The organism is Paraburkholderia fynbosensis (assembly GCF_902859935.1).
Lineage (GTDB): Bacteria > Pseudomonadota > Gammaproteobacteria > Burkholderiales > Burkholderiaceae > Paraburkholderia > Paraburkholderia fynbosensis.
The window spans coordinates 286,528-307,140 of record NZ_CADIKI010000007.1; the positions used below are offsets into that span (position 1 = coordinate 286,528).

Consider the following 20,613-nt stretch of genomic DNA (forward strand, 5'->3'; position numbering starts at 1 on the left):
TGAGCGTTGAGCAAAACAAACGGGCGGCCCAGGCCGCCCTTTTACACGTGAGCCCGCCCGCGCTTATTCAACCCGCAAGCGAGCCATATACGGCAAGTGATCCGACAGCCACGCGGTTTCCTGCGTCGGCTGGATCCATTCGACCGGTTGCATGCCGCGCACGAACATCTTGTCGAGTGCGAGCGCCGGCGAGAACGCCGGGAAGGTGCGGCCCGCTTCGCCGAGCAGCGTCGCCACTTCGTGCAGTCCGTGTTCGCGAAACAGCGGCACGGAGTCGTTGCGCCAGTCGTTGAAGTCGCCGGCCAGCACCAGCGGACCATCGGGCGCTTCCTTCGCGATCCAGTGCGCGATCCAGTTCATCTGCCGCAAGCGCGCCGGGCGTGTGAGCGCGAGGTGCGCGCACAGCAGCGTGACCGAATGTCCGCCGAAGGTCGCCCGCGCCACCAGCAAACCCCGCTTTTCGAAGCGATGCGCGGAGATGTCCCAGCGTCCGCCGAGATCGAGCGGATGCGGCGACAGGATTGCGTTGCCGTGCCGCCACGACGGCTTGAACACGTTCGGCCCGAGCGCCACTTCGAGTTCCAGCGAGCGCGCGATTTCAGTGGCCTGGCAATGCCAGACATCGTTTAGAGGATCGCCGAGCGGCGCGCCGAAACTGCTCGCGAGGACTGGCGACGGCATGCGCCGCGCCATCGCTTCCTGCAAAAAATAGGCGTCCGCGTGAGTCGACTGGACCCAGCGCTGCATCGCCTGCCAAGCCTGAAAGCCGAGCGGCGTGCGGCCCTTGTGCAGGTTCCAGCTCACCGCGACGAAATCGTTCGGCGCGAGGTTTTCGCGGATCAATTCTTCTGGGTTTCGCATGCCGCGTTATCCACGTGTTCTGATTGAAGGCCGGGTTGGTTGCGCGTTGTTTGCATCACTTTCCATTGCTGACGCTGTCCGCGAGACTTGCACGCACGCGGTACACGAGATTTGGATTGGCGTTGACGATGGTCCAGCTCGCCCACTGACCGGGCGTCACCATCAGACCCGGATGGCTCGCGTTCACCTGGCGCGGCTGCGGCGGGAGCTTGCAGCCGATGTCGGTTTGCCGGGCGGTGGGATCTTCGAGCGTTTCCTGCGCGTCGATCGACAGCATGATCTCGTTCGCGTCCGCCCGTAACGGCGAGATGGTCAGCGTGCGCGACAGATCGAGGTTGCCGGCGGGCTGGTCTTTGCAGCCGACGTTATGCTGCACCATCCTGTGATGCGTATCCGTGCGTGCCTGGCCGACCGTGGTGGTGCCCTCGAACGCGTCGATCTGCTGACCGTCGCTCAGCACCTGCAACTGCCATTGCACGACCTGCTGCGCGGGCGGTTGTTGTGCATTCGCAAGCAACGAAGTCCCAAGCAGCACGGCGACGATACTGGTTTTCCACATAGAAGGAATCTCCGGCTCAACCTCGGCCTGTATGGTCAGGGAGCCATCTTACCTCTGATAGCTGCAACGGTTTTCTGACACCTCATCGGGAGCCGCGTTCAGCAACAATACATTGCGGGCACCGTTGGCAATTGCAAGGGCGCCTGTGTCGGGCCGTGGCCGAAGGGAAGCGCATCGTTAGCAGCAGAGCAGCAGGACTGCTGGCTTGCACGCGAATATGTCGTCGTTACACTGGACTTGAAACGGTGCCCGTGAGGCACCGCCGCAGCAGGACCAGCCAGACGGGGTGAGCGATGACAACAGCAATGGTCAAACAGGAAATCGCCGTGGCGTCTTTCAGCCGGGTGTACGACCTCGATCAGGTCGAGACCGCGTTGAACGATCTCGGCGACGGCGCGAACGAGGCGCTGCGCGCAATGTACGAAAAGATGCTGAAGACCGGCAATCTGCGCTTCTGCGTCAAGCCGAACCGGATGCCGTCAATCGACGATCTGATCGCCGCGCTGCCCAATTTTTCGGCGCCGCTCGACGACATTCGCAAGCAGGTCGCGCTGTGTCTCGAAACCGAAGACCGGCTCGAACTGATGCCGATCCTGCTGCTCGGCGACCCCGGCATCGGCAAGACGCACTTTGCGAAACAGTTGGCGCGCCTGCTCGGCACCGCTTATCAATACGTGGCGATGAGTTCGTTGACGGCGGGCTGGATTCTGTCGGGCGCGTCGTCGCAATGGAAGAACGCGAAACCGGGCAAGGTGTTCGATGCACTCGTGAACGGCAGCTACGCGAACCCGGTGATCGCCGTCGACGAAATCGACAAGGCCACCGGCGATTCGCAATACGATCCGCTCGGCGCGTTGTACGCGCTGCTCGAACACGACACTGCGCAGAGCTTCATCGACGAATTCGCGGAGATTCCGATCAATGCGGGCAACGTGATCTGGATCGCGACGGCCAACGACGAGCGCTCGATTCCCGAGCCGATCCTGAACCGGATGAACGTGTACGAGATTCCGCCGCCGGATCACGACGGCGCGCGGCGCATCGCGCAAGCGATCTACGACGAGATCCGTTCGGCGCACAACTGGGGACTGCGTTTTCCAGAAGCACTGGGCGAAGGCGCGCTCAATGCGCTGAAGCTCGCTTCGCCGCGTGAAATGCGCCGTGCGATTCTGAATGGTTTCGGCGCCGCGCGAATCGACGGGCGCGACCGGATCGAAGCGGCGGATATTCGTCTGGACCACGGAAACCGACGAAAACCGATCGGTTTCTGAGCATTTTTGCCCTTTTGTCCCCTAAAGCCGCCTCCGGGCGGCTTTTTTCCAATTCAACAAGGGAATCTCTGCTTGAAACGGAGGCAATGCCGCAGCAATTGTTGCTCTTTTCGAGACGCTAAGTTGTTTTCAATCGATCTAGTTTTTCAATAGTCAGGGAATACACTGAGGGCCAACAAGATGACGGCTGCGCAACGAATCAGACGCCATCGCGCAACGCACAGAACCCACCATCAACGACTATTGGAAACCATCATGAGAACCGCTTCTTTCGCTCTGCTTTTCTCTGCGGCCATCGCTGCACCGGCTTTCGCGAGCGGCTATGGTCCGGCGACGTCGTATCGGCCGGAGGTCGCCACGTACACGCAATCGAGCGGCGTCACCCGTGCGCAAGTAAAAGCTGAAGTGGCGCGCGCTCGCGCAGCCGGCGAACTGAACCAGAATCCGTACGCGCCGGTTTCGGCCGACAGCGTGAGCGCCACGCCCGACAACGGTCCCAAAAGCCGTGCCGAGGTAAAGGCCGAGTTGGCCGAAGCACGCACGAGCGGTCAATTGAATCTGAATCCGAACGCGCCGGCCTATGCGCAGCAAGCCGCACTCGACAGCTACGCCGCGCCGCGCGTGCAGGTGACGAGGGGCCTGGTCGCTGCGTCGCATCGCCCGGTGAACACGCAGAACTGAGCGGTGTGGTGGCCTGCCTCTGTCCGGCGCGTCGGTCGCGTTCATCGCCTTCGTCAGATACAAGAAGCGAGCACCAGGCGCTTCGACGGCGTACACTGAATCAGTCCGGCCGGTACGTTTGAGACGCGCTCAATACCGAATGCCCGCAGTCGCTCCGACTCGCGGGCATTTCTGTCTGTACGGCGTCGTACAATTTTGCGTAGCGGTTGCGAAAGGGCAGGTGCGTTCGACAGCGAGCGGTGAGTGGCGCGCGATCTTCGCATCCTGTCTTCCTCTCTATCGGATGAACGAGGCAGTGCGCGGCGAAGCCGGCCGCGTCAAGGGACATGGACCAAATCGAATGTGTAGTGATCGGCGCGGGCGTGATCGGTCTTGCAGTGGCACGCGCGCTGGCAGCGCGCGGACGCGAGGTGATCGTGCTGGAGGCGGCCGAGGCGATCGGGGTCGGCACCAGTTCGCGCAACAGCGAAGTGATTCACGCGGGCATCTACTATCCGCGCGGTTCGCTGAAAGCGGCGCTCTGCGTGCGCGGCCGCGAGATGCTCTACGACTATTGCGCCGAGCGCAACGTCCCGCATTCGCGCTGCGGCAAGCTGCTGGTTGCCACCTCGCGCAACCAGATTCCTCAGCTCGAAAGCATCATGGCGAAGGGGCGCGACAATGGTGTGCTCGATCTGTTGCGGATCAGCGGCGATCAGGCGCAAGCCCTCGAGCCGGCGCTCGAATGTGTCGAGGCGGTGTTCTCTCCGCAGACGGGTATCGTCGATAGTCATCAGTTGATGCTGGCGCTGCAGGGCGATGCCGAACGCGACGGCGCGGTGTGCGCGTTTCACGCGCCGGTGACCGCGATCGAGGCGAACAATGGGCGCTTCGTCATCACCGTCGGCGGCGACGCGCCGACCACGATCAGCGCCGGCTGCGTGATCAACAGCGCCGGTCTGCATGCCAATGCGCTGGCGCGCAAGATCCGCGGACTGGACGCGCGTCACGTACCGCCGCTCTATCTGGCGCGCGGCAACTACTTCAGTATCTCGGGACGCGCGCCGTTCACCCGGCTCATTTATCCGATGCCGAACGAGGCCGGCCTCGGCGTGCATCTGACCATCGACCTCGGTGGCCAGGCGCGCTTCGGTCCCGACGTCGAGTGGGTCGATGCGATCAATTACGACGTCGATCCACGTCGCGCCGAATCGTTCTACGCGGCGATTCGCGCGTACTGGCCCGCGCTTCCCGACGACGCCTTGCAACCCGCGTACGCGGGTATTCGCCCGAAGCTCTCGGGCCCGGGCGAACCTGCTGCCGACTTCGTCATTCAGGGGCCGGCCGCGCACGGCGTGCGTGGACTCGTCAATCTGTTCGGCATCGAGTCGCCGGGCTTGACGGCGTCGCTCGCGATTGCGCAGCGGGTATGCGAGTTGAGCGGGCGCGCCTGACCGGGTCGCGCTCACGCGATGTCGGAGTGCGGCCGCGGGCTTGCGCAAGCCATCTTTATTTCATGCGGCACCGCCTCGCACGGTCATCGAGCGAGGCGTAGTAGCAATTCGGTTATCTCTATCATTTGGGCCATCACGCGCGACGGCTTCATTGCTATGCTTGGAGACCGCTGTCACTAGAACGGCGATCAGTTCATAAACGGAGTAAGTCCCCATGAAATCTTCCCGTCGTACGTTTTTGATCACCAGCCTCGGTGTAGCTTCCTCCTTCGCTTTGTCGCGGCAGGCTTTCGCGGATGCACCGAAGGTCGCCGAAACCGACCCGACTGCGCAAGCGCTCGGCTATAAAGAAGACGCGAGCAAAGTCGATAAGGCGAAGTTCGCCAAATATGCCGCGGGCCAGGACTGTGGCAACTGCAGTTTCTTCCAGGGCAAGGCCACCGATGCCTACGCCGGTTGCCCGATGTTCGCGGGCAAGCAGGTCTCTAGCAAGGGTTGGTGCAGTGCATATAACAAGAAGGCGTAGGCACGTTTGAACGTGGTACTTGGCTGGTGACACACAAAATGCGCCGCAACATCGCGGCGCTTGATCGAAGCCCGCGTGTCGAGGCGTCTTCCGTGATTGCGGCAGACGCCTTTTTGCTGCTTGAAAACAGCTTGTGCGCTCTTTACACGCCAAGGCGATCACACCGCCGCAAGCGCGGTCTTTGCTCTCGCGCCTTGACGCGTCCTCACGCGCGACGGCGTTCGCTACGACCTATGTCGAGCATTTTTCGCAGGCTGGAGATTTGCATGGCACCCGCGTCGAGAAGCCTCAATACACGTGCCGTCGTCGCAGCGGTCATCGGCAATGCGCTCGAATGGTACGACTTCACCGTGTTCGGATTCCTCACGGTGGTGATCGCGAAATTGTTCTTTCCGGCCAGCAACGACTACGCGTCGTTGCTGCTGAGCACCGCGACTTGCGGCGTCGCTTTCGTGATGCGGCCAATCGGCGGCATCGTGCTCGGACTTTACGCGGATCGCGCGGGACGCAAGGCGGTGTTGTCGCTCGTGATCGCGCTGATGACGCTCGGCATTGTGCTGCTCGCCATTGCGCGGCCGTATTCGGCGATCGGCATCGGCGCGGCGCTGATGATCGTGCTCGGGCGGCTGTTGCAGGGCTTTTTCGCCGGCGGCGAATTCGGCAGTTCGACGGCCTTGCTGATCCAGGCGCGGGCCATTCTCCAAACGCGGCTTCTACGGCAGTTGGCCGATGGCGAGCCAGGCGGCGGCGCTGCTGCTCGGTGCGGTGGTGGGCGCGCTGATTACGCGCGGCTTGCCGCCCGACGCGTTGAAATCCTGGGGCTGGCGCGTGCCCTTCATTTTGGGTTTGATCATCGGGCCGGTCGGCTTGTACATCCGCCGGCATCTTGCCGAGTCTGAAGCCTTTCTGCTCGCGCAGAAAAGCGCGCCGCGCGCCACGCTCGGCGAAGTCTTCAGGAGCCATAGCCGCGACGTGTTGTGCGGACTCGGCTCGGTGATCGCGCTCACCGTGACGATCTATGTGCTGATCAGCTATCTGCCGCGGCTTATCGCTCGCCTACAACGTCGCAGTGATGGTGTTCGGCGGGTTTGGGCCGTTCGGCGTGACGTGGCTCATCGAAACGACTGGCTCACCGCTTGCGCCGACTTATTACGTGATGGGCCGGTTGGCGCCGTCGATCGTCGGGTGGCCTGCATTCCGGCCAAGCGACACGTGGATCTGGATGCGCAGCGCAAGACGGCCTGAAGCGCGGCCCATCGAAACCCCGCCGACGTGGCTCGCCGCTTTCTCTAACTCCGCGCCTTTATCAACGGCGGCCGCTTGTCGAACCACGGCCTGGCTGCTTCGAGCTGTGCCGCGAGCCGCAACAGAGTCGCTTCGCCGCCAGTGCGCGCAGCGAATTGCACCCCCACCGGCAAGCCGCGCGCATTCCAGAAAAGCGGCACCGACATCGCCGGCTGGCCGCTCAGGTTGAACAACTCCGTGCATCCCGCCCACGCGAAGGCCTTGTTCGACGCGTCCTGCAGCAGCCGTTTCAGCAGCGCTTCGAGCGGCATCGCGGTGACCGCACGCATCTGTATCCGTTCGGCGGGAGTCGGCTGCATTTCACCGATCTTGATCGGTGGCGCGGCGAGCGTCGCGCACAGGATCGCGTCATAGCGGTGCAGTAGATCGGTGAGGCGCTCGGTAATGCGGCGCTGTTCTTCGAGCGCGCCGGGCAAACCGCGCTCACCGAGCTTGCGGCCGACATGCGCCATCGCCCACGTCGAGATTTCGAACTCCGCGCGCAGCGGCTTGTGGCCGCTGATGCGCTCGGCGTTCAGCACCAGGTCTTCCGCCGTCACGGACCACAGCGTGAGGAACGCATGGCGGACCGCCGCGAAATCGATGCCGAGCGAAACCGGCTCGATGTTATGGCCGAGCGAGTGGGCAAGTTGCGCGGCATCTTCGAGTGCGGCGCGCGAATCGGCGGAAAGCGCCGGCGCCAGCATCGGGTCGGTGACGTAGGCGATGTTCAGCGGCTTGCACGGCTCGCGGCTTGCGCCCAGAAAGGTGCCGGGTGCGCCGAGCGGCCGGTCCGCGTTGCCCGCCAGCAGATCGAGCAGCAACGCGCTGTCGCGCACGCTGCGCGAAATCCCAAGATCGATGCCGAGTTCGCCGGCGCCGGGAGGGGCTGCGCGCGGCACGCGTCCGCGCGAAGGCTTCAGGCCGAACAGTCCGCAGCACGAAGCCGGAATGCGGATCGAGCCGCCACCGTCCGACGCATGCGCGAGCGGCACGATGCCGGCGGCCACCGCCGCCGCCGCGCCGCCGCTCGAACCGCCTGGCGTATGGTCGAGATTCCACGGATTGCGGCACGCGCCGAATAGTTCGGGCTCCGTATAAGGCATCTGGCCGAGTTCGGAGGTGCTGGTCTTGGCGAAGATGTTGAGGCCGGCTGCTTTCGCGAGCGCGACCACCGGTGCATCCTGCTCCGGAATGAAGTGGCGGTAATGGCGGCTGCCCATTGCCATGCGCAGTCCGGCGACCGGCGCGCCGAGATCCTTGATCAGAAAGGGCACGCCGGCCAGTGCGATCTGCACGCTCGTGCTCTCTGGAGCCTGCGCGCCGTTGGTTCTGTTCGCGTCGTCGCGTGACGCGCGATGTCGGGCTGCATCGTAGTCTTTCAGGACAATCGCATTGATCGCGGGATTGACGGCTTCGGTGCGTGAAATCGCGATGTCGATCAATTCGCGCGCGCTGGCCTGGCGAGTGCGCACCAGTTCGGCGAGGCCGATGGCGTCGTGGGCGAGATAGTCTGATTGCACGGCGGATGGGTCCTCGCGATCGAGTATGAATTCTGCCGGGTGCCTGTGTATGGAATGAATCCGTATTGCTGGGCTTCCCGTTGCCCGGGTTGATCGTCACGCATGGAAAAAGACGGCGTGTCGCCGACACGCCGTCTTTGGGAGAGTAACCGAGTTCCAGTGACGCGCGAGCGTTTGTCACGCGGATTCGACAGCGCGCACCATGTGCGCGAAGCCAGAATGCGCGATTCAGAATCGCGCGGTGCCGGCATCAGTACAGACGCTCACCGAGGAACGTCAGCGTGCGGCCATGCGCCAACGCCGACGCGCGCTGGTTATACGACACGCGCTCCGAACAGTTAAAGCCGTGATCGGCGTTCGGATAAATGTAGAACTCGACGTCGCTGCGGCCGGCGAAGCGTTCCTGAATCTGACCGACATCCGACAGCGGAATATGCGCGTCGAGTTCTCCGTAGTGGAACTGCATCGGCACCCTGATGTTCGGCACGTGATCGAGCTGGTTCTGGATGCCGCCGCCGTAGTAGGCGACTGCGCCGTCGACCGAGCCTTGCGCCGCGGCCAGATACGCGAGCCGGCCGCCGAAGCAGTAGCCGATGGCCGCAACGTTGCCGGTGACTTCCGGCATCGCGCGCAATGCCGCTGCGGCTGCGCCGATGTCGGTCACGGCCTGGTCGACGTTGGTCTTCTGCATTAGTTCGATGCCCTTCTCGCGATCCGCGCCGTCATACGTCAATTCGACGCGCGGCTGCACGCGCCAGAACACGTCCGGCGCGAGCGCGACGTAGCCGTCCTGCGCGTACTGATCCGCGATCGAGCGGATATGGCCGTTCACACCGAAGATTTCCTGAATGATGATGACGGCCGGACCTTTGCCGCCTTTAGGCAGCGCAAGGTAGCCGCCGAAACTGTCGTCGCCGGCGGGGATGTCGATCCATCGGGAAGTCGTGCTCATGCTGTTCTCCATTGGGCCTGCGTGAGATTGCGCGAGGCCCGTCTTAACGAAATGCCAGAGGCCCGAATGCCTCAAGCGGCAGTTAGTGTGCCATCAAAAGAACCGCCTTGCAGCACGGCTGGGCGCGGGTTGGCGAGCCGCGCCGCGCGGCGCTGTTCTCGTAAGGCGAATGAAACATTCTTGATAATTCATTTTTCCATCGTGGTTCGCGTCTGTAGAGTCGGCTTGTCGGCTCGCCCCTGTCGCGAGCGTATTGCCGGAAAGGGAATAGATCATGAGTGAAGGCAGTTTTGTGACGTCGTTTGCGCAGCGTTTTGAAATGCGGGTGCCGGTGGTGCAGGCGCCGATGGCCGGCGCAACCACGCCGGCGATGGCGGCGGCCGTGTCGAACGCGGGCGGCCTCGGCATTCTCGCGGGCGCGGCGTTGTCGCCCGAGAAGATCGCGGGCGAAGTCGCGGCGATTCGCGCGCTGACCAATCGTCCGTTCGGCGTGAATCTGTTCGTGCTCGAGCCCGCCGCGCCCGACGCCGCCACCGTGCGGCGCGCGCTCGCAGCGATCGATCCGTTGCGCGCCGATCTCGGCTTGCCGCCGGGCCAGCCGCTCGAGCGCTACGCGCCGGACTTCCGCGCGCAACTGGACGTGCTGATCGAATTGCGCGTGCCGGTGGCGAGTTTCACATTCGGTCTGCTCTCCGCCGATGACGTCACACGGCTGCATGCGAATGGCCTCTATGTAATAGGCACTGCGACGCACGTCGCCGAGGGCGTGGCATGGCGCGACGCCGGCGTGGACGCAATCGCCGCGCAAGGCGCCGAGGCCGGCGCGCATCGCGGCACCTTCATCGGCGCATTCGAGGACGCGTTGATCGGCACCATGGCGCTCGTGCCGCAACTCGTCGACGCGACCGGACTGCCGGTGCTGGCCGCGGGCGGCATCATGGATGGACGCGGCATCGTCGCCGCTCTCGCGCTCGGCGCGCAAGCCGCGGTGATGGGCACCGCGTTCCTCACCTGTCATGAAAGCGCCGTACCGCAGGCATGGAAAACCCGCGTACGCGCGATGTCCGACACGTCGACGTCGGTCACGCGCGCGATCACCGGACGCCATGCCCGCGGCATCCGCAATCCGTTAATGCAACGTTTGAGCGAAACGATGGATAGGATCGCGCCGTATCCGGTGCAAAACGCTTTGACGCAGGAACTGCGTCAAAGCGCGGGCCGCGCGCAGAACGCCGATTATCTTTCGCTCTGGTCGGGCCAGGGTGCACCCTTGGGCCGGGTGCGCCGCGAAGACCTCGGCGCCGCCGAATTGATGGCACAACTCGAGCAGGAATGGCGTGCCGCGACGACACGGATCGCCGCATTCAAATAATGATTTGGCGGCACTTCCGGTGCGCTTCGCAATCGATTGCGAAGCGCTTAAGTTTGAAGCACAAAAGCGGTTCGAATCACTAACGTTTTTAGCCGCGCAAGTGTCAAACCGCCCCTTTTAGAATAAAGCCTCACCTGGCGGAAACCCGCATGGGTCGGCACTCTCCAGCTAGTCAAGCAAGCCCGCACGGGCCCCTGTGGGATAAACGCTATTAGTGTTCATCCCACTTTCTCAAAAAAGTCCCACAAATTAATTTGATCACCTACACTTGCGCGCAAGTACGCTTTGCCGCCTGCCACAAACAGTCCGGCAAACGTGCTGGCCAAGTGCATGAACGATGCAACCGGCGTGATCGTCCACGGGACTGAGCGACACGTGTTGGGGAAGCGGGGGCACAGGCGATTACGTTGTTTTTGGGACCGAAACTGGAGACTTACATGAACATCAAGATTCAAAAGCTGTTGCCGATCAGCGCTGCGGCGATGCTGTTCGCGACGTTGGCAACATCGGCTGCAGCGGACACGGTCGTCAAGATCGGTCACGTTGCGCCGTTGACCGGCGGTATCGCTCACCTGGGTAAAGACAACGAAAACGGCGCGCGCCTGGCAGTTGAGGAAATCAACGCCAAGGGCCTGACGATCGGTGGCCAGAAAATCACGCTGCAACTCGATGCGCAAGACGATGCGGCCGACCCGCGCACGGCAACTCAAGTCGCACAGAAGCTGGTCGACGATAAGGTCGTCGCCGTCGTCGGTCACTTGAACTCGGGCACGTCGATTCCTGCGTCGAAGATCTATAGCGATGCGGGCATCGTGCAGATTTCGCCGTCGGCCACCAATCCGGCCTATACGCAACAAGGCTTCAAGACGACGTACCGCGTCGTCGCGACCGATGCGCAGCAAGGTCCGGCACTGGCCAACTACGCGGCGAAGGGTCTGAAAGTGAAGAGCGTCGCGATCGTCGACGACTCGACCGCTTACGGCCAGGGTCTCGCGAACGAATTCGAAAAGACTGCCAAGTCGCTGGGCCTGAACGTGATGTCGCATGACGCGACGAACGACAAGGCCGTCGACTTCCGCGCGATTCTGACGAAGATCAAGGGCGAAAACCCGGATGCGATCATGTACGGCGGCATGGACGCCACCGGCGGCCCGTTCGCGAAGCAAGCCAAGCAGCTTGGCCTGCGCGCGAAGGTGCTGGCAGGTGACGGCGTCTGTACCGACAAGCTGTCGGATCTGGCTGGCGACGCAACCGACAACATCGTCTGCTCGGAAGCCGGTATGGCGCTTGAAAAGATGGCTGGCGGCCCGGCGTTCCTCGCCAAGTATCAGAAGCGTTTCGGTCAGCCGATCCAGATCTACGCTCCGTTCACGTATGACGCGGTGTACATCATCGTCGATGCGATGAAGCGTGCCAACTCGACCGATCCGGCGAAGATCCTCGCAGCGATGCCGGCCACCGACTACAAGGGTGTGATCGGTGAAACCACGTTCGACTCGAAGGGTGACCTTCAACACGGCGTGATCTCGCTGTACAACTACAAGTCGGGCAAGAAGACGCTGCTCGATGTGGTGAAGATGTAAATCCGCGCGATCGAAGACGGTTTATTGGCTGTCTTCGGTCAACTGGTTAAAAGGCACGCATGCCGTCAGGCATTGCGTGCCTTTTCTTTTGGGCGTTGGCATTAGAGACTCACGGTTGCGCACCGGCCCACGCCACGCGCGAAATCGACGTGGCGCTCGAGAGTCCGTATTTTCATGGGCCCGCACGCTTGCGCAATCGTTTGCGCAAACGCGAGTGGATCTGGTCGGTGTATGGCGCGCTCGACAGCATGCGCGCGGCAAACGGCGTTATCGAGCGGCGCGAGCGTTGATCGGCGATAAATTCTTCGAGCCGTACTACTTTCAGAACCAGCCGCTCATCAACACCGGCGCATTTGATCCTCGGCCCGCGCGTGTTGTGGCAACGCCGAAATCGAGGTGCAGTTTGACCGCGCGTCGGATGCCAACTACGAGAACAATCAGCCGAAGCTCGAGCGGAGGATGCGTTTCGCCGACTATGTCGATCTCGTCGAACGCCGCAGTCCGACCAACGATTTCTACATGACCGCGAATAGCACCTCGCACAATCGCGCGGCAGGGTCAAACGGGTGCGATCATCCGACACGCCGCATATGACGAACCATCTCCATTGCTACTCACAGGTGGACGGCAGCGCAATCGACTACGAACGTTTTCCGTCGATGCGCAACCCGCATCTGCTCCAATGCGCGCTCGCGCCCGGCGAATGGCTGTTTGTGCCGATTGGCTGGTGGCATTACGTGGAAGGACGTATCACGAACTATGACGTGGGCGGAATGCTGGCTGTTTTGAATCACGGCGTTCAGGCATTCGCTTCGAAACGCCGCCATCCTGTCATATACGACCCACGACGAGACAGGCTGAGCGTGCAGTGCAGCTTTTTGGGCGGCCGATGTGTCGAGGAGCACCTCGGCAAACAGGCCGCGCGTAACGTAACGTGAGCCGGTGGTCTCCGTATGGCTTCACAGGCGCCTAAGTCGCCGCCGCGCTTCGGCGTCAGATTTTCAGGCGCCGCAGCACCTTCGGACCGGCAACCGCGATCGCCGCGGAACACACGGCGACGACCGACAAGCCGATCGTCAGATTAGTCAGTTGCGTCACCGCGCCGATGATCACGGGCCCGAGCAGCAACCCGAAGTACGCGAGCCCCGCGACGTGCGCAAGCCCTTCGGCCGCGTGCACGCCCTTCACGTTCGCCGCGGCCGCGAACAGCACCGGCATCATGTTCGCGAGGCCAAGGCCGATCAGCGCGAAGCCGATGAGCGCCGCGATCGAATTCGGCAGCAGCAGCGCGTCGACCATGCCGGCACAGGCGAGCGTCGCGCTCAACATCACCAGTTGCGGGGCGCCGAAGCGGGCGCGCACCGCGTCGCCGGCAAATCGTGCCGCCGCCATGCCGCCCGAGAAAGCCGCGTACGCCGCGCTCGCGAGCGCGGGCGTAGCCAGCACGACGTCGCGCATATAGACGGTGGCCCAGTCGTACATCGCGCCTTCCGCGATGAGCGCGACCAGCGCAATCGCGCCGAGCGCCCACAGCGCCGGCGAGCGCCAGCGGCTCGCGCGCGGCGTGGCAGAGTCCGGGTGCTCGGCGTGCGGCACGTGCGGCAACACGGACGGGCAGGCGCTCACGAGGACCAGCGCGCTGACCGCGGCGGCCAGCGCCAGATGCAGCGCCGGCGCCATGCCGCGCGACAGCAACGCGCCGCCTGCGGCCGCGCCGAACATCCCGCCGACACTGAACATGCCATGCAGCGCCGACATGATCGGCTTGCCGAGCGCTTTCTCCACGGCACTGGCTTCGGCATTCATCGCGACGTCGAGGGTCGCCATGCCCGCGCCGAAGATGGCCAGCACGACCAGCAGCATCCAGTAAGCCGGTACGACCAGAATCAGCGCGGCGCATACCGCCATCACGAGGCCGCCGGCGAGGCAGGCGCGGCGTGTGCCGACCCGCGCGATCCACGAAGCATTCGCCGCCATCGCGCCGATCGAGCCCCCAGCTACGGCCAGCAGCGCGAACGAGAGCAGCGCCGCGTTCAGATGGAAGCGGTCGCGCACCGTGGGCACATGCACCCCCCACGACGCGTACATCATGCCGGCGATGAAGAACACCGCCATCGTGGCGTAGCGAGCCCGCTGCCGAGCGGTGTCGGACAGATCGCGGTGAGCGGCGGGGAGCGCGGCAAATTCGGCGGATTGGTGGTCGGGCACGGAAGTCTCGTGGAAGGCGGCCGCGAGGCGAAAAGCCGCGTGGGGGAAAGCGCGTTGAAAGCGGATTTCCGATTCTATCGAAGCGGGCTGTCTTATGCTTGGAAGGCGGGCGCCCGATATTGGCGATTATTCGGCGCCGACGTGACAGGCGGTGCGAGCAGTTCGTCGTCCTCGTTGCGTGGGTCCGTCGCGGCGATTCGCCATCCATCCACCCCTTTACCGAGGTATGCGCTCTTGAACATTCCCGCTCATGCTCCGCTGCATCTGTTGCACACGGCCGCTGTTGGCACGCTCGCCACGCACGCGCGCCAGCCGGAAGGTTTTCCGTATCCGTCGATGCTGCCGTTCGCTCCAGACGCGCGGCACCGTCCGACGATTCTGGTGAGCCGGCTCGCTGAGCATACCCATAACCTGCACGCCGACCCGCGTGCCGGGTTTCTGGTCGTCGACGCCCCCGACGGCGACGTGCTGAGCGGACAGCGCGTGACGCTGCTGGGCACCTTCGAACCCATCGATTCGACCGCGGCAATCGTGCAGCGCTATTTGCGGTATCACCCGGATGCCGAGCGCTATCTCGTCCTTGGGGACTTCACCTTCTGGACGATGAAGCTCGAACGGCTGCGCTACATCGGCGGCTTCGGGGCGATGGGATGGCTGAGCGGCGCCGAACTCGACGCGCTGCCGCCACTCGGCCTCGATGAGGAGAATGCGCTCATCGAGGAATTCAACCACGCTTACGGCGGCGCTGGCGCGTTTCGACTGCTCGGCGTCGACCGATACGGCGCGGATCTGATGCTCGCGGGCGCGCGCAAGCGGCTCGCCTTCGACGATGCCAGGCTGAATCCCGAAACCTTGCATATGGCGCTTGAAGTCTGTATCCAGCGCGCCAGGCAGATTAGTTGATCGCAGTTTTGGTAAAAACCCCTTGCGTCAATTAAAGGGTTCTGTTGCCTCTCGAAAAAAATGCGCGCCAGATGCTCATACCAAAGTTCTCATGGCATGAAATGTTTGGTGCCCGCCACTGTCTGAAATTTCATATTTTGATAAATAATCACATAGATACGATGGACCATTCGCGCTTCAGTGACGTCCGAAATCAGTCGTTCGAAAAGAAAGCGTAAGGACGCAAGGTTGCACGAAATTTTTTGAAACGAATTTGGATTAATTTTTCATGCTTGCTTTTGTGAGTTTTGTATTTTGTGTTAATCTCGCCAACAAATTCCGAGGCATGAACACCTTCAAAGGGCAAGCCGGCTTAAGACTGGCAGTCATTTATCCAAACTACAAGGGAACCTATGTCTTCCTACAAAGAACTACTCGCACAGCGCGAGAAGCTTGAAAAGCAGATCGAAGAAGCGAAGTCGCGTGAATACGCAGAAGTATTGAATGAGATCAAGCAGAAAATGGCCGACTACGGCATCTCGCTCACTGAACTCGGCGGTGGGCGCGCAGCGAAGGGCACTAAAGCCGCGCGTCCGCGCGCGGGCGTCGCGCCGAAGTATCGCGACCCGGACACCGGCAGCACGTGGTCGGGCCGTGGCAAGCCGCCGCGCTGGATCGCAGGTCTGGACCGTGAGAAATTCTTGATCCAGAAGTAATGCCCGTGGCGGGCAAAGTACCGCCTCGGCCTGCTGGTAATACGAATAGATTCAGTCAGTTGCGCTTAGTGCGCGCTGATCTGGCCAAAGAAAGCCGCGTACCGTTCAGGGCGCGGTTTTTTGTTTGGCGCGGGCATATTTGTGCGGTTTTTGCCGCATCCACTCCGGACGTTGAACGCGAATGCTTTTCGTTTAGATAAGCATATGATTTAAAAGGAAATTTTTCGATTTTCATCATGCACTTCGAACTGCCGCGGGTAGAATATGGGGACGCACATTTTTCACCTCATTTTTCACCCCTTTCCACGATGCCTTCTGCCGCCACCACCCAATCGACCGAGAAACATAGCGTTGCGCGCAAAAGCACGTTTGTGAGTATTGCGCTCAATGCCGTGTTGATGACACTGCAAATCGTCGTCGGGATGTTTGCGCATTCTCAGGCCCTTGTTGCCGATGGTGTCCATTCGCTTGCCGATCTCATTTCCGATTTTGTCGTGCTGTTTGCCAATCGGCATAGCGGCGCGAAGCCCGACGCAGACCACAATTACGGACATAGCCGTTATGAAACGGTTGCTTCATTATTTTTGGGCGCGTCATTGATAGCGGTAGGCGTCGGCATGTTATGGCGCGCCGGCACCCGCCTGGCCGATTTGCAAAGCATTCCCGCCGTGCACGCGAGCGCGCTTGCGGTGGCTGTGCTGGTGCTGATTTCCAAAGAGAGCCTGTTTCGCTACATGCTGCGTGAAGCGCAGCGCGTGCGCTCGGCCATGTTGATCGCAAATGCATGGCATGCGCGCTCCGACGCGGCGTCGTCGCTGGTGGTGGCGATCGGCATTGTCGGGAGCCTTGCCGGTGTGCGTTTGCTCGATCCGATTGCGGCGGCGATCGTCGGCTTCATGGTGGCGCGCATGGGCTGGCAGTTCGGCTGGGACGCGCTTCAGGATCTGTCCGACCGGGCGCTCGACGAAGCCGCTTCCGCCGACGTCCGCGCGCTCCTGCTCGCGACGCCCGGCGTGCGCGAAGTGCACGAAATGCGCACACGCAAGATGGGCGACTTCGCGCTCGTCGATGCGCACATCCTGGTCGATCCGCTGATCTCCGTCTCCGAAGGACATTACATTGCCGAATCGGCGCGCCTGCGCGTGCTGAGCGACAACCGGGTACTCGACGCGCTGATCCACGTCGACCCGGAGAACGATGCGGTGACGCATCCGCCCGTCGATCTGCCGACGCGGGAGCGGGTGGTCACGGAGGTCAACGCGGCGTTGGGGGCGTGCGGTATGCAGGCCGCGGCAGTCAATATTCACTACCTGAGCACGGGACTCGACGTGGAGGTGGTGCTGCCTGCGGGGCCGTCGCGCACTTCGGACGGTAAAAGCGGCGCGCCGACGCTCGGCCAGATCGATCTGGCAGAACTCAAGCGTCGTTTGGGCGCCCGCACGCTGGAGGTGTTGCAGGAGTTGGAAGTACGCCCGGCAAAAAACGGCGGCGCGGCAGCCAATCATGCCAAAGCCGCGGAATCGCACGGCACCGTTTGATGACCGGACCGAGGGGCGTCGATAAAACAGCCGCCGCATACGCAAACGGCAGCGCGCCCCAATCAGGCGATCACAGCGGCAATTGCGTATCGAACTTGATTTCGCGCAGCACGACGCTCGTGCGCACTTGTGCAACGGCCGGAATCTTGAAGATACGTTCGTGCAGAAAGCTGTCGTACGCTTTGATGTCGGGCGCGACGATCTTGAGGATGTAATCGGATTCGCCGGTCGTGCTGTAGCACTCGGTGACTTCGGGACAGGTGGCGATTTCGCGCTCGAACTGTTCGACGCCGCCTTCGGTATGTCGCGTCAGGTGGATATGCGCGAGCGCGCACACATGCAGTCCGAGCTTTTCCCGGTCGAGCAACGCCGTGTAGCGCTGGATGACACCCGATTGTTCCATGTCCTTGATGCGCCGCCAGCAAGGCGTGCTCGACAGGCCGACCTGGTCGGAAATCTCTTGCACGGAACGGCGGGCGTCCAACTGCAGCAAGCGCAGGATTTTTTGTGAGAACGTATCGAGTGTCAACTGCGCCTCCGTTTGCGTCGCCGTATCAACGCATGGTAGAGGGCGCGAAAACGAAACGCAATGTAAAACGGCCTCGACGAGGGAGATCGACTAATTTGCCGGTTCCTCAGCGGCGTTTTGTCCTGAGCCGTCCCCATCTTTAGCCGCCCCGAGCAAGGCGGCCTGACTTGCACGCAGGTCTTTGAGCATGTTGCAAAAAAGCGCGCCCTGTTCGATCGCGTCGTCCAGCGCGACGTGCGTGTGCGGATGATCGTCGAACCAGTGTTTCGGGAAACGCGGCTTGATGTTCTTGCGGTAAGGTAGGCCGGTCATCGCGAACGCGAGCGTCTTGATGTCGAGCGCCGACCACGAAAACGGGCAGCGGCCGACGAACCGCATCATGTACCAGAACATGTACGTAAAATCGAAGCCGGCCGGCATCGCCACGAACACCGGCTTTCCCGGCAACGCCTCCACCCAGTCGACGTAAGCCGTCAGCGCGGCTTGGGCCGGCTGCAAATCCTTGCGGCAGGCCGCCCAAGCGTCGGGCTGGGTCTTCCACCACGCTTCCTGCACAGGATGCGGCGCGGCGCCTTCAAGCAATTCTAGATTCGCCGAGAAGGTGGCGATCAGTTGCTTGTCTTCGGTGTACGCGGCGGACGCGAAGCTGAGCATCGAATGCGGGCCGGGGATCGGGCCGTCTGCTTCGACATCGGTGCTGACGTAGATTTCGCTGCTCATGCTTGCACCCCGTCGGCGACGTACGGATTGGTGCGCCGTTCGGCGCCGAATGTAGAAGTGGGACCGTGGCCCGGCACGAAGGTGACGTCGTCGCCGAGCGGCCAGAGTTTTTCGCGGATCGAGCGCACCAGGTCCGCATGATTGCCGCGCGGAAAATCCGTGCGGCCGATCGAGCCGGCGAACAGCACGTCGCCTACCAGGGCGAGCCGGTGGGCGCGGCTGAAGAACACCACGTGGCCGGGCGTGTGCCCCGGGCAGTGATAGACCTCGAGTGTCTCGTCGCCGAACTGCACGGTGTCGCCGTTGTCCAGCCAGCGATCCGGTTCGAATGCGTCGGCGGCGGGAAAGCCGAACCGCGCGCTCTGATCCGGCAGCTTGTCGAGCCAGAAGCGCTCGTCGGGATGCGGGCCTTCGATCGGCACGCCGTAGTGCGCGGCGAGCGTCTTCGCGCCGGCGCAATGATCGATGTGGCCGTGGGTCAGGAAAACTTTCTGGACCATCACGTTCTGCCGCGCAACCTCGCCCTGGATGACATCGAGGTCGCCGCCCGGATCGACGACGGCCGCGCGTCCGGTCGCCTCGCAAACGAGCAGCGAGCTGTTCTGCTGGAACGGCGTGACGGGGATCAAGGTGACTTTCATGAAGGACGGCGCCGCTGGAAAAACGTTGATTGTACCGGCGTCTCGCTCGTGCCCGCCGAGCCGTTGAAGCCCGCTGGACCGGCTTTTGTCTGCTCATTTTTGCGGCGAATGTGAAAATTCATCAAGCTTTTCATGTGCTTGGCGTCTCAAAATTTTGTTTTAGGTATAATGGACCCCATGCACAGGTCACTGTGTTGTCACACGGCGATGCGTCCCCATCAAAAACGGGTACGCGGATCGCCATTCAAGTATGGGCTGTCGCGTTTGTCGACGGCCATCAAGTATCGATGCGTTCGATGCACACGTCTTGCCCAGCCAGGCGCCACGCGCCTGCTACGGACTTAACTGCCGTGACGCTGGGTGGGGCCTACGCCGCCGTTCCTGTGCGCTGAGTTGCGCGCGCAAGAACGTGTTTGCCACGTTCGATGGCGGCATGTGGGGTCTGGTCAGGCTGCCGGGGACAGGTTGCGCCAGACGTGAAAATTAACCGTGCGGTAGCGGCTGAATGAGCCGCATCCGGGCTTGACGTACTGCGCTCGTCTGCGCGGCGCGTTGTCGCCCATTGCCGCCGGAGTCGCAGACAACACGCACAACATTTCGCGTGATGCGGCTCGACAATTTGATACGTCTTATGAAAACTCGGTTCACCCGCAGTCTGGGGACTCTTTTTGCCTTTTTTGTGCTGGCCGGCTGTGCCACGCCGCCAGGCGCCAGCGACACGTCCGCACACGATGTGCCGCGCAGCACGAAACCTGCGCAAGCGAGCACCTTTGGACCGCAATCCTACGGTAGCGCGCCCGCCTCCGGCCCGGCTGCCCAAGGCACGCCGTTGGCCGACGCAAAGCCGCTGACGGACGACGGCGCGGATGTGTCTGACTTCCATCAGACGGGTCGCGCGTCGTGGTATGGTCGTTTCTTTCACGGTCGCCGCACCGCTAACGGCGAACGTTACGATATGCACGCACTGACGGCCGCCCATCGTACGCTGCCGCTCGGCTCGTATGTGCGCGTAACTAATCCGGCCACCTCGCGCTCGGTCATCGTGCGTATCAACGATCGTGGTCCGTACGCGCGTGGTCGCGTGATCGATCTGTCGGCTGCCGCTGCCGCTGCGCTCGACATGCGTCACGCCGGGACCGCGAGCGTGCGGATCGAAGGTTTGACGCAGCAGGAAGCTCGCGCCGAACTCAACGAAACGCTGGCGTCGAGCTCGGATTCGAACGCCGACAAATGATGTAGGCGCGTCTGACGCGCCTGCAGCGTCCCGCAACACGGCGGCCTTGCACGCAGTCCCCGTCTCGGCAGAAAAACAAAGGGCCGCGCAGTTCAGAACT

At 62.5% G+C, this 20,613-nt stretch carries 23 protein-coding genes and 1 pseudogene; 14 read left to right on the plus strand and 10 right to left on the minus strand.

Going from position 1 to position 20,613, the window contains the following annotated elements; translation table 11 throughout:
• Positions 1-63: 63 nt before the first annotated feature.
• Both HV770_RS14390 and HV770_RS14395 read right to left on the minus strand, forming a co-directional pair.
• The gene (locus HV770_RS14390) at positions 64-861 is read right to left on the minus strand and encodes an endonuclease/exonuclease/phosphatase family protein (protein WP_175160535.1); all 798 of its coding nucleotides are present in this window, start codon (positions 859-861) and stop codon (positions 64-66) included.
• A 55-nt stretch (positions 862-916) separates the two neighbouring features.
• A complete protein-coding gene (locus tag HV770_RS14395) occupies positions 917-1,420 on the minus strand; it encodes a hypothetical protein (RefSeq protein ID WP_175160537.1) in 504 nt (167 codons plus the stop codon).
• Positions 1,421-1,713: 293 nt separating this feature from the next.
• Here HV770_RS14395 and HV770_RS14400 point away from each other — a divergent pair, with 293 nt between their 5' ends.
• The 5 genes and pseudogenes from HV770_RS14400 (at position 1,714) to HV770_RS14425 (ending at position 6,576) form a co-directional block, all read left to right on the plus strand.
• Complete coding sequence (locus HV770_RS14400) at positions 1,714-2,691, plus strand: AAA family ATPase (RefSeq protein WP_175160539.1); 978 nt, start codon at positions 1,714-1,716, stop codon at positions 2,689-2,691.
• A gap of 255 nt (positions 2,692-2,946) precedes the next feature.
• Positions 2,947-3,372: a DUF4148 domain-containing protein gene (locus HV770_RS14410; protein ID WP_175160543.1), complete on the plus strand. Its 426-nt coding sequence runs from the start codon at positions 2,947-2,949 to the stop codon at positions 3,370-3,372.
• A gap of 326 nt (positions 3,373-3,698) precedes the next feature.
• Positions 3,699-4,805 (plus strand): NAD(P)/FAD-dependent oxidoreductase, encoded by a 1,107-nt coding sequence (locus HV770_RS14415; RefSeq protein ID WP_175160546.1) that lies wholly within the window; start codon positions 3,699-3,701, stop codon positions 4,803-4,805.
• A gap of 214 nt (positions 4,806-5,019) precedes the next feature.
• Positions 5,020-5,331, plus strand: coding sequence for a high-potential iron-sulfur protein (locus tag HV770_RS14420; protein ID WP_175160548.1), 312 nt, complete (start codon positions 5,020-5,022; stop codon positions 5,329-5,331).
• A gap of 266 nt (positions 5,332-5,597) precedes the next feature.
• Positions 5,598-6,576 (plus strand): annotated as a pseudogene (locus HV770_RS14425) (MFS transporter).
• Between the two features lie 44 nt (positions 6,577-6,620).
• On the opposite strand, the gene HV770_RS14430 reads toward HV770_RS14425, so the two are convergent.
• Both HV770_RS14430 and HV770_RS14435 read right to left on the minus strand, forming a co-directional pair.
• Entirely contained in the window at positions 6,621-8,138 is a 1,518-nt protein-coding gene (locus HV770_RS14430) for an amidase (protein WP_175160550.1), read from the minus strand.
• A 250-nt stretch (positions 8,139-8,388) separates the two neighbouring features.
• The gene (locus HV770_RS14435) at positions 8,389-9,090 is read right to left on the minus strand and encodes a dienelactone hydrolase family protein (protein ID WP_175160552.1); all 702 of its coding nucleotides are present in this window, start codon (positions 9,088-9,090) and stop codon (positions 8,389-8,391) included.
• A 274-nt stretch (positions 9,091-9,364) separates the two neighbouring features.
• Between HV770_RS14435 and HV770_RS14440 the strand changes: the two genes are divergently transcribed.
• From HV770_RS14440 to HV770_RS38645, 5 genes are all read left to right on the plus strand, one after another.
• A complete protein-coding gene (locus HV770_RS14440; protein WP_175160554.1) occupies positions 9,365-10,462 on the plus strand; it encodes an NAD(P)H-dependent flavin oxidoreductase in 1,098 nt (365 codons plus the stop codon).
• Between the two features lie 437 nt (positions 10,463-10,899).
• A complete protein-coding gene (locus tag HV770_RS14445) occupies positions 10,900-12,045 on the plus strand; it encodes a branched-chain amino acid ABC transporter substrate-binding protein (RefSeq protein ID WP_175160556.1) in 1,146 nt (381 codons plus the stop codon).
• A 149-nt stretch (positions 12,046-12,194) separates the two neighbouring features.
• Positions 12,195-12,335, plus strand: coding sequence for a hypothetical protein (locus HV770_RS38635; RefSeq protein WP_246290908.1), 141 nt, complete (start codon positions 12,195-12,197; stop codon positions 12,333-12,335).
• Positions 12,336-12,441: 106 nt separating this feature from the next.
• The gene (locus HV770_RS38640) at positions 12,442-12,639 is read left to right on the plus strand and encodes a hypothetical protein (protein WP_246290910.1); all 198 of its coding nucleotides are present in this window, start codon (positions 12,442-12,444) and stop codon (positions 12,637-12,639) included.
• The gene (locus tag HV770_RS38645; protein ID WP_246290913.1) at positions 12,636-12,983 is read left to right on the plus strand and encodes a cupin-like domain-containing protein; all 348 of its coding nucleotides are present in this window, start codon (positions 12,636-12,638) and stop codon (positions 12,981-12,983) included. The genes HV770_RS38640 and HV770_RS38645 overlap by 4 nt, the downstream gene beginning before the upstream one ends.
• 55 nt (positions 12,984-13,038) lie before the next feature.
• Here the strand turns inward: HV770_RS38645 and HV770_RS14455 are convergent, their stop codons facing one another.
• Positions 13,039-14,253, minus strand: a complete 1,215-nt coding sequence (locus HV770_RS14455; protein ID WP_175160558.1) for an MFS transporter — start codon at positions 14,251-14,253, stop codon at positions 13,039-13,041.
• Between the two features lie 234 nt (positions 14,254-14,487).
• Between HV770_RS14455 and HV770_RS14460 the strand changes: the two genes are divergently transcribed.
• Positions 14,488-15,156, plus strand: a complete 669-nt coding sequence (locus HV770_RS14460; RefSeq protein WP_175160560.1) for a HugZ family pyridoxamine 5'-phosphate oxidase — start codon at positions 14,488-14,490, stop codon at positions 15,154-15,156.
• 392 nt (positions 15,157-15,548) lie between these two features.
• On the plus strand, positions 15,549-15,851 hold the full coding sequence (locus HV770_RS14465; protein WP_175160562.1) for an H-NS histone family protein: 303 nt from the start codon (positions 15,549-15,551) through the stop codon (positions 15,849-15,851).
• Positions 15,852-15,906: 55 nt separating this feature from the next.
• Here the strand turns inward: HV770_RS14465 and HV770_RS14470 are convergent, their stop codons facing one another.
• Positions 15,907-16,089 (minus strand): hypothetical protein, encoded by a 183-nt coding sequence (locus tag HV770_RS14470; RefSeq protein WP_175160564.1) that lies wholly within the window; start codon positions 16,087-16,089, stop codon positions 15,907-15,909.
• Between the two features lie 70 nt (positions 16,090-16,159).
• Here HV770_RS14470 and HV770_RS14475 point away from each other — a divergent pair, with 70 nt between their 5' ends.
• Positions 16,160-17,389, plus strand: coding sequence for a cation diffusion facilitator family transporter (locus HV770_RS14475; protein ID WP_175160566.1), 1,230 nt, complete (start codon positions 16,160-16,162; stop codon positions 17,387-17,389).
• A gap of 70 nt (positions 17,390-17,459) precedes the next feature.
• Here the strand turns inward: HV770_RS14475 and HV770_RS14480 are convergent, their stop codons facing one another.
• The 4 genes from HV770_RS14480 to HV770_RS14495 all read right to left on the minus strand — a co-directional run bounded on the left by HV770_RS14480 (position 17,460) and on the right by HV770_RS14495 (position 19,413).
• On the minus strand, positions 17,460-17,918 hold the full coding sequence (locus HV770_RS14480; protein WP_012431468.1) for an Lrp/AsnC family transcriptional regulator: 459 nt from the start codon (positions 17,916-17,918) through the stop codon (positions 17,460-17,462).
• Positions 17,919-18,008: 90 nt separating this feature from the next.
• A complete protein-coding gene (locus HV770_RS14485; RefSeq protein ID WP_175160568.1) occupies positions 18,009-18,638 on the minus strand; it encodes a 3'-5' exonuclease family protein in 630 nt (209 codons plus the stop codon).
• On the minus strand, positions 18,635-19,279 hold the full coding sequence (locus HV770_RS14490) for an MBL fold metallo-hydrolase (RefSeq protein ID WP_175160570.1): 645 nt from the start codon (positions 19,277-19,279) through the stop codon (positions 18,635-18,637). The genes HV770_RS14485 and HV770_RS14490 overlap by 4 nt, the downstream gene beginning before the upstream one ends.
• Positions 19,276-19,413 carry a hypothetical protein gene (locus tag HV770_RS14495; protein ID WP_175160572.1) on the minus strand — a complete coding sequence of 46 codons (138 nt, stop codon included), beginning with the start codon at positions 19,411-19,413 and terminating at the stop codon, positions 19,276-19,278. Before HV770_RS14495 ends, HV770_RS14490 begins: the two co-directional genes overlap by 4 nt.
• 497 nt (positions 19,414-19,910) lie before the next feature.
• On the opposite strand from HV770_RS14495, the gene HV770_RS14500 reads away from it, so the two are divergent.
• The gene (locus HV770_RS14500; protein ID WP_425497418.1) at positions 19,911-20,513 is read left to right on the plus strand and encodes a septal ring lytic transglycosylase RlpA family protein; all 603 of its coding nucleotides are present in this window, start codon (positions 19,911-19,913) and stop codon (positions 20,511-20,513) included.
• Positions 20,514-20,613 lie beyond the last annotated feature (100 nt).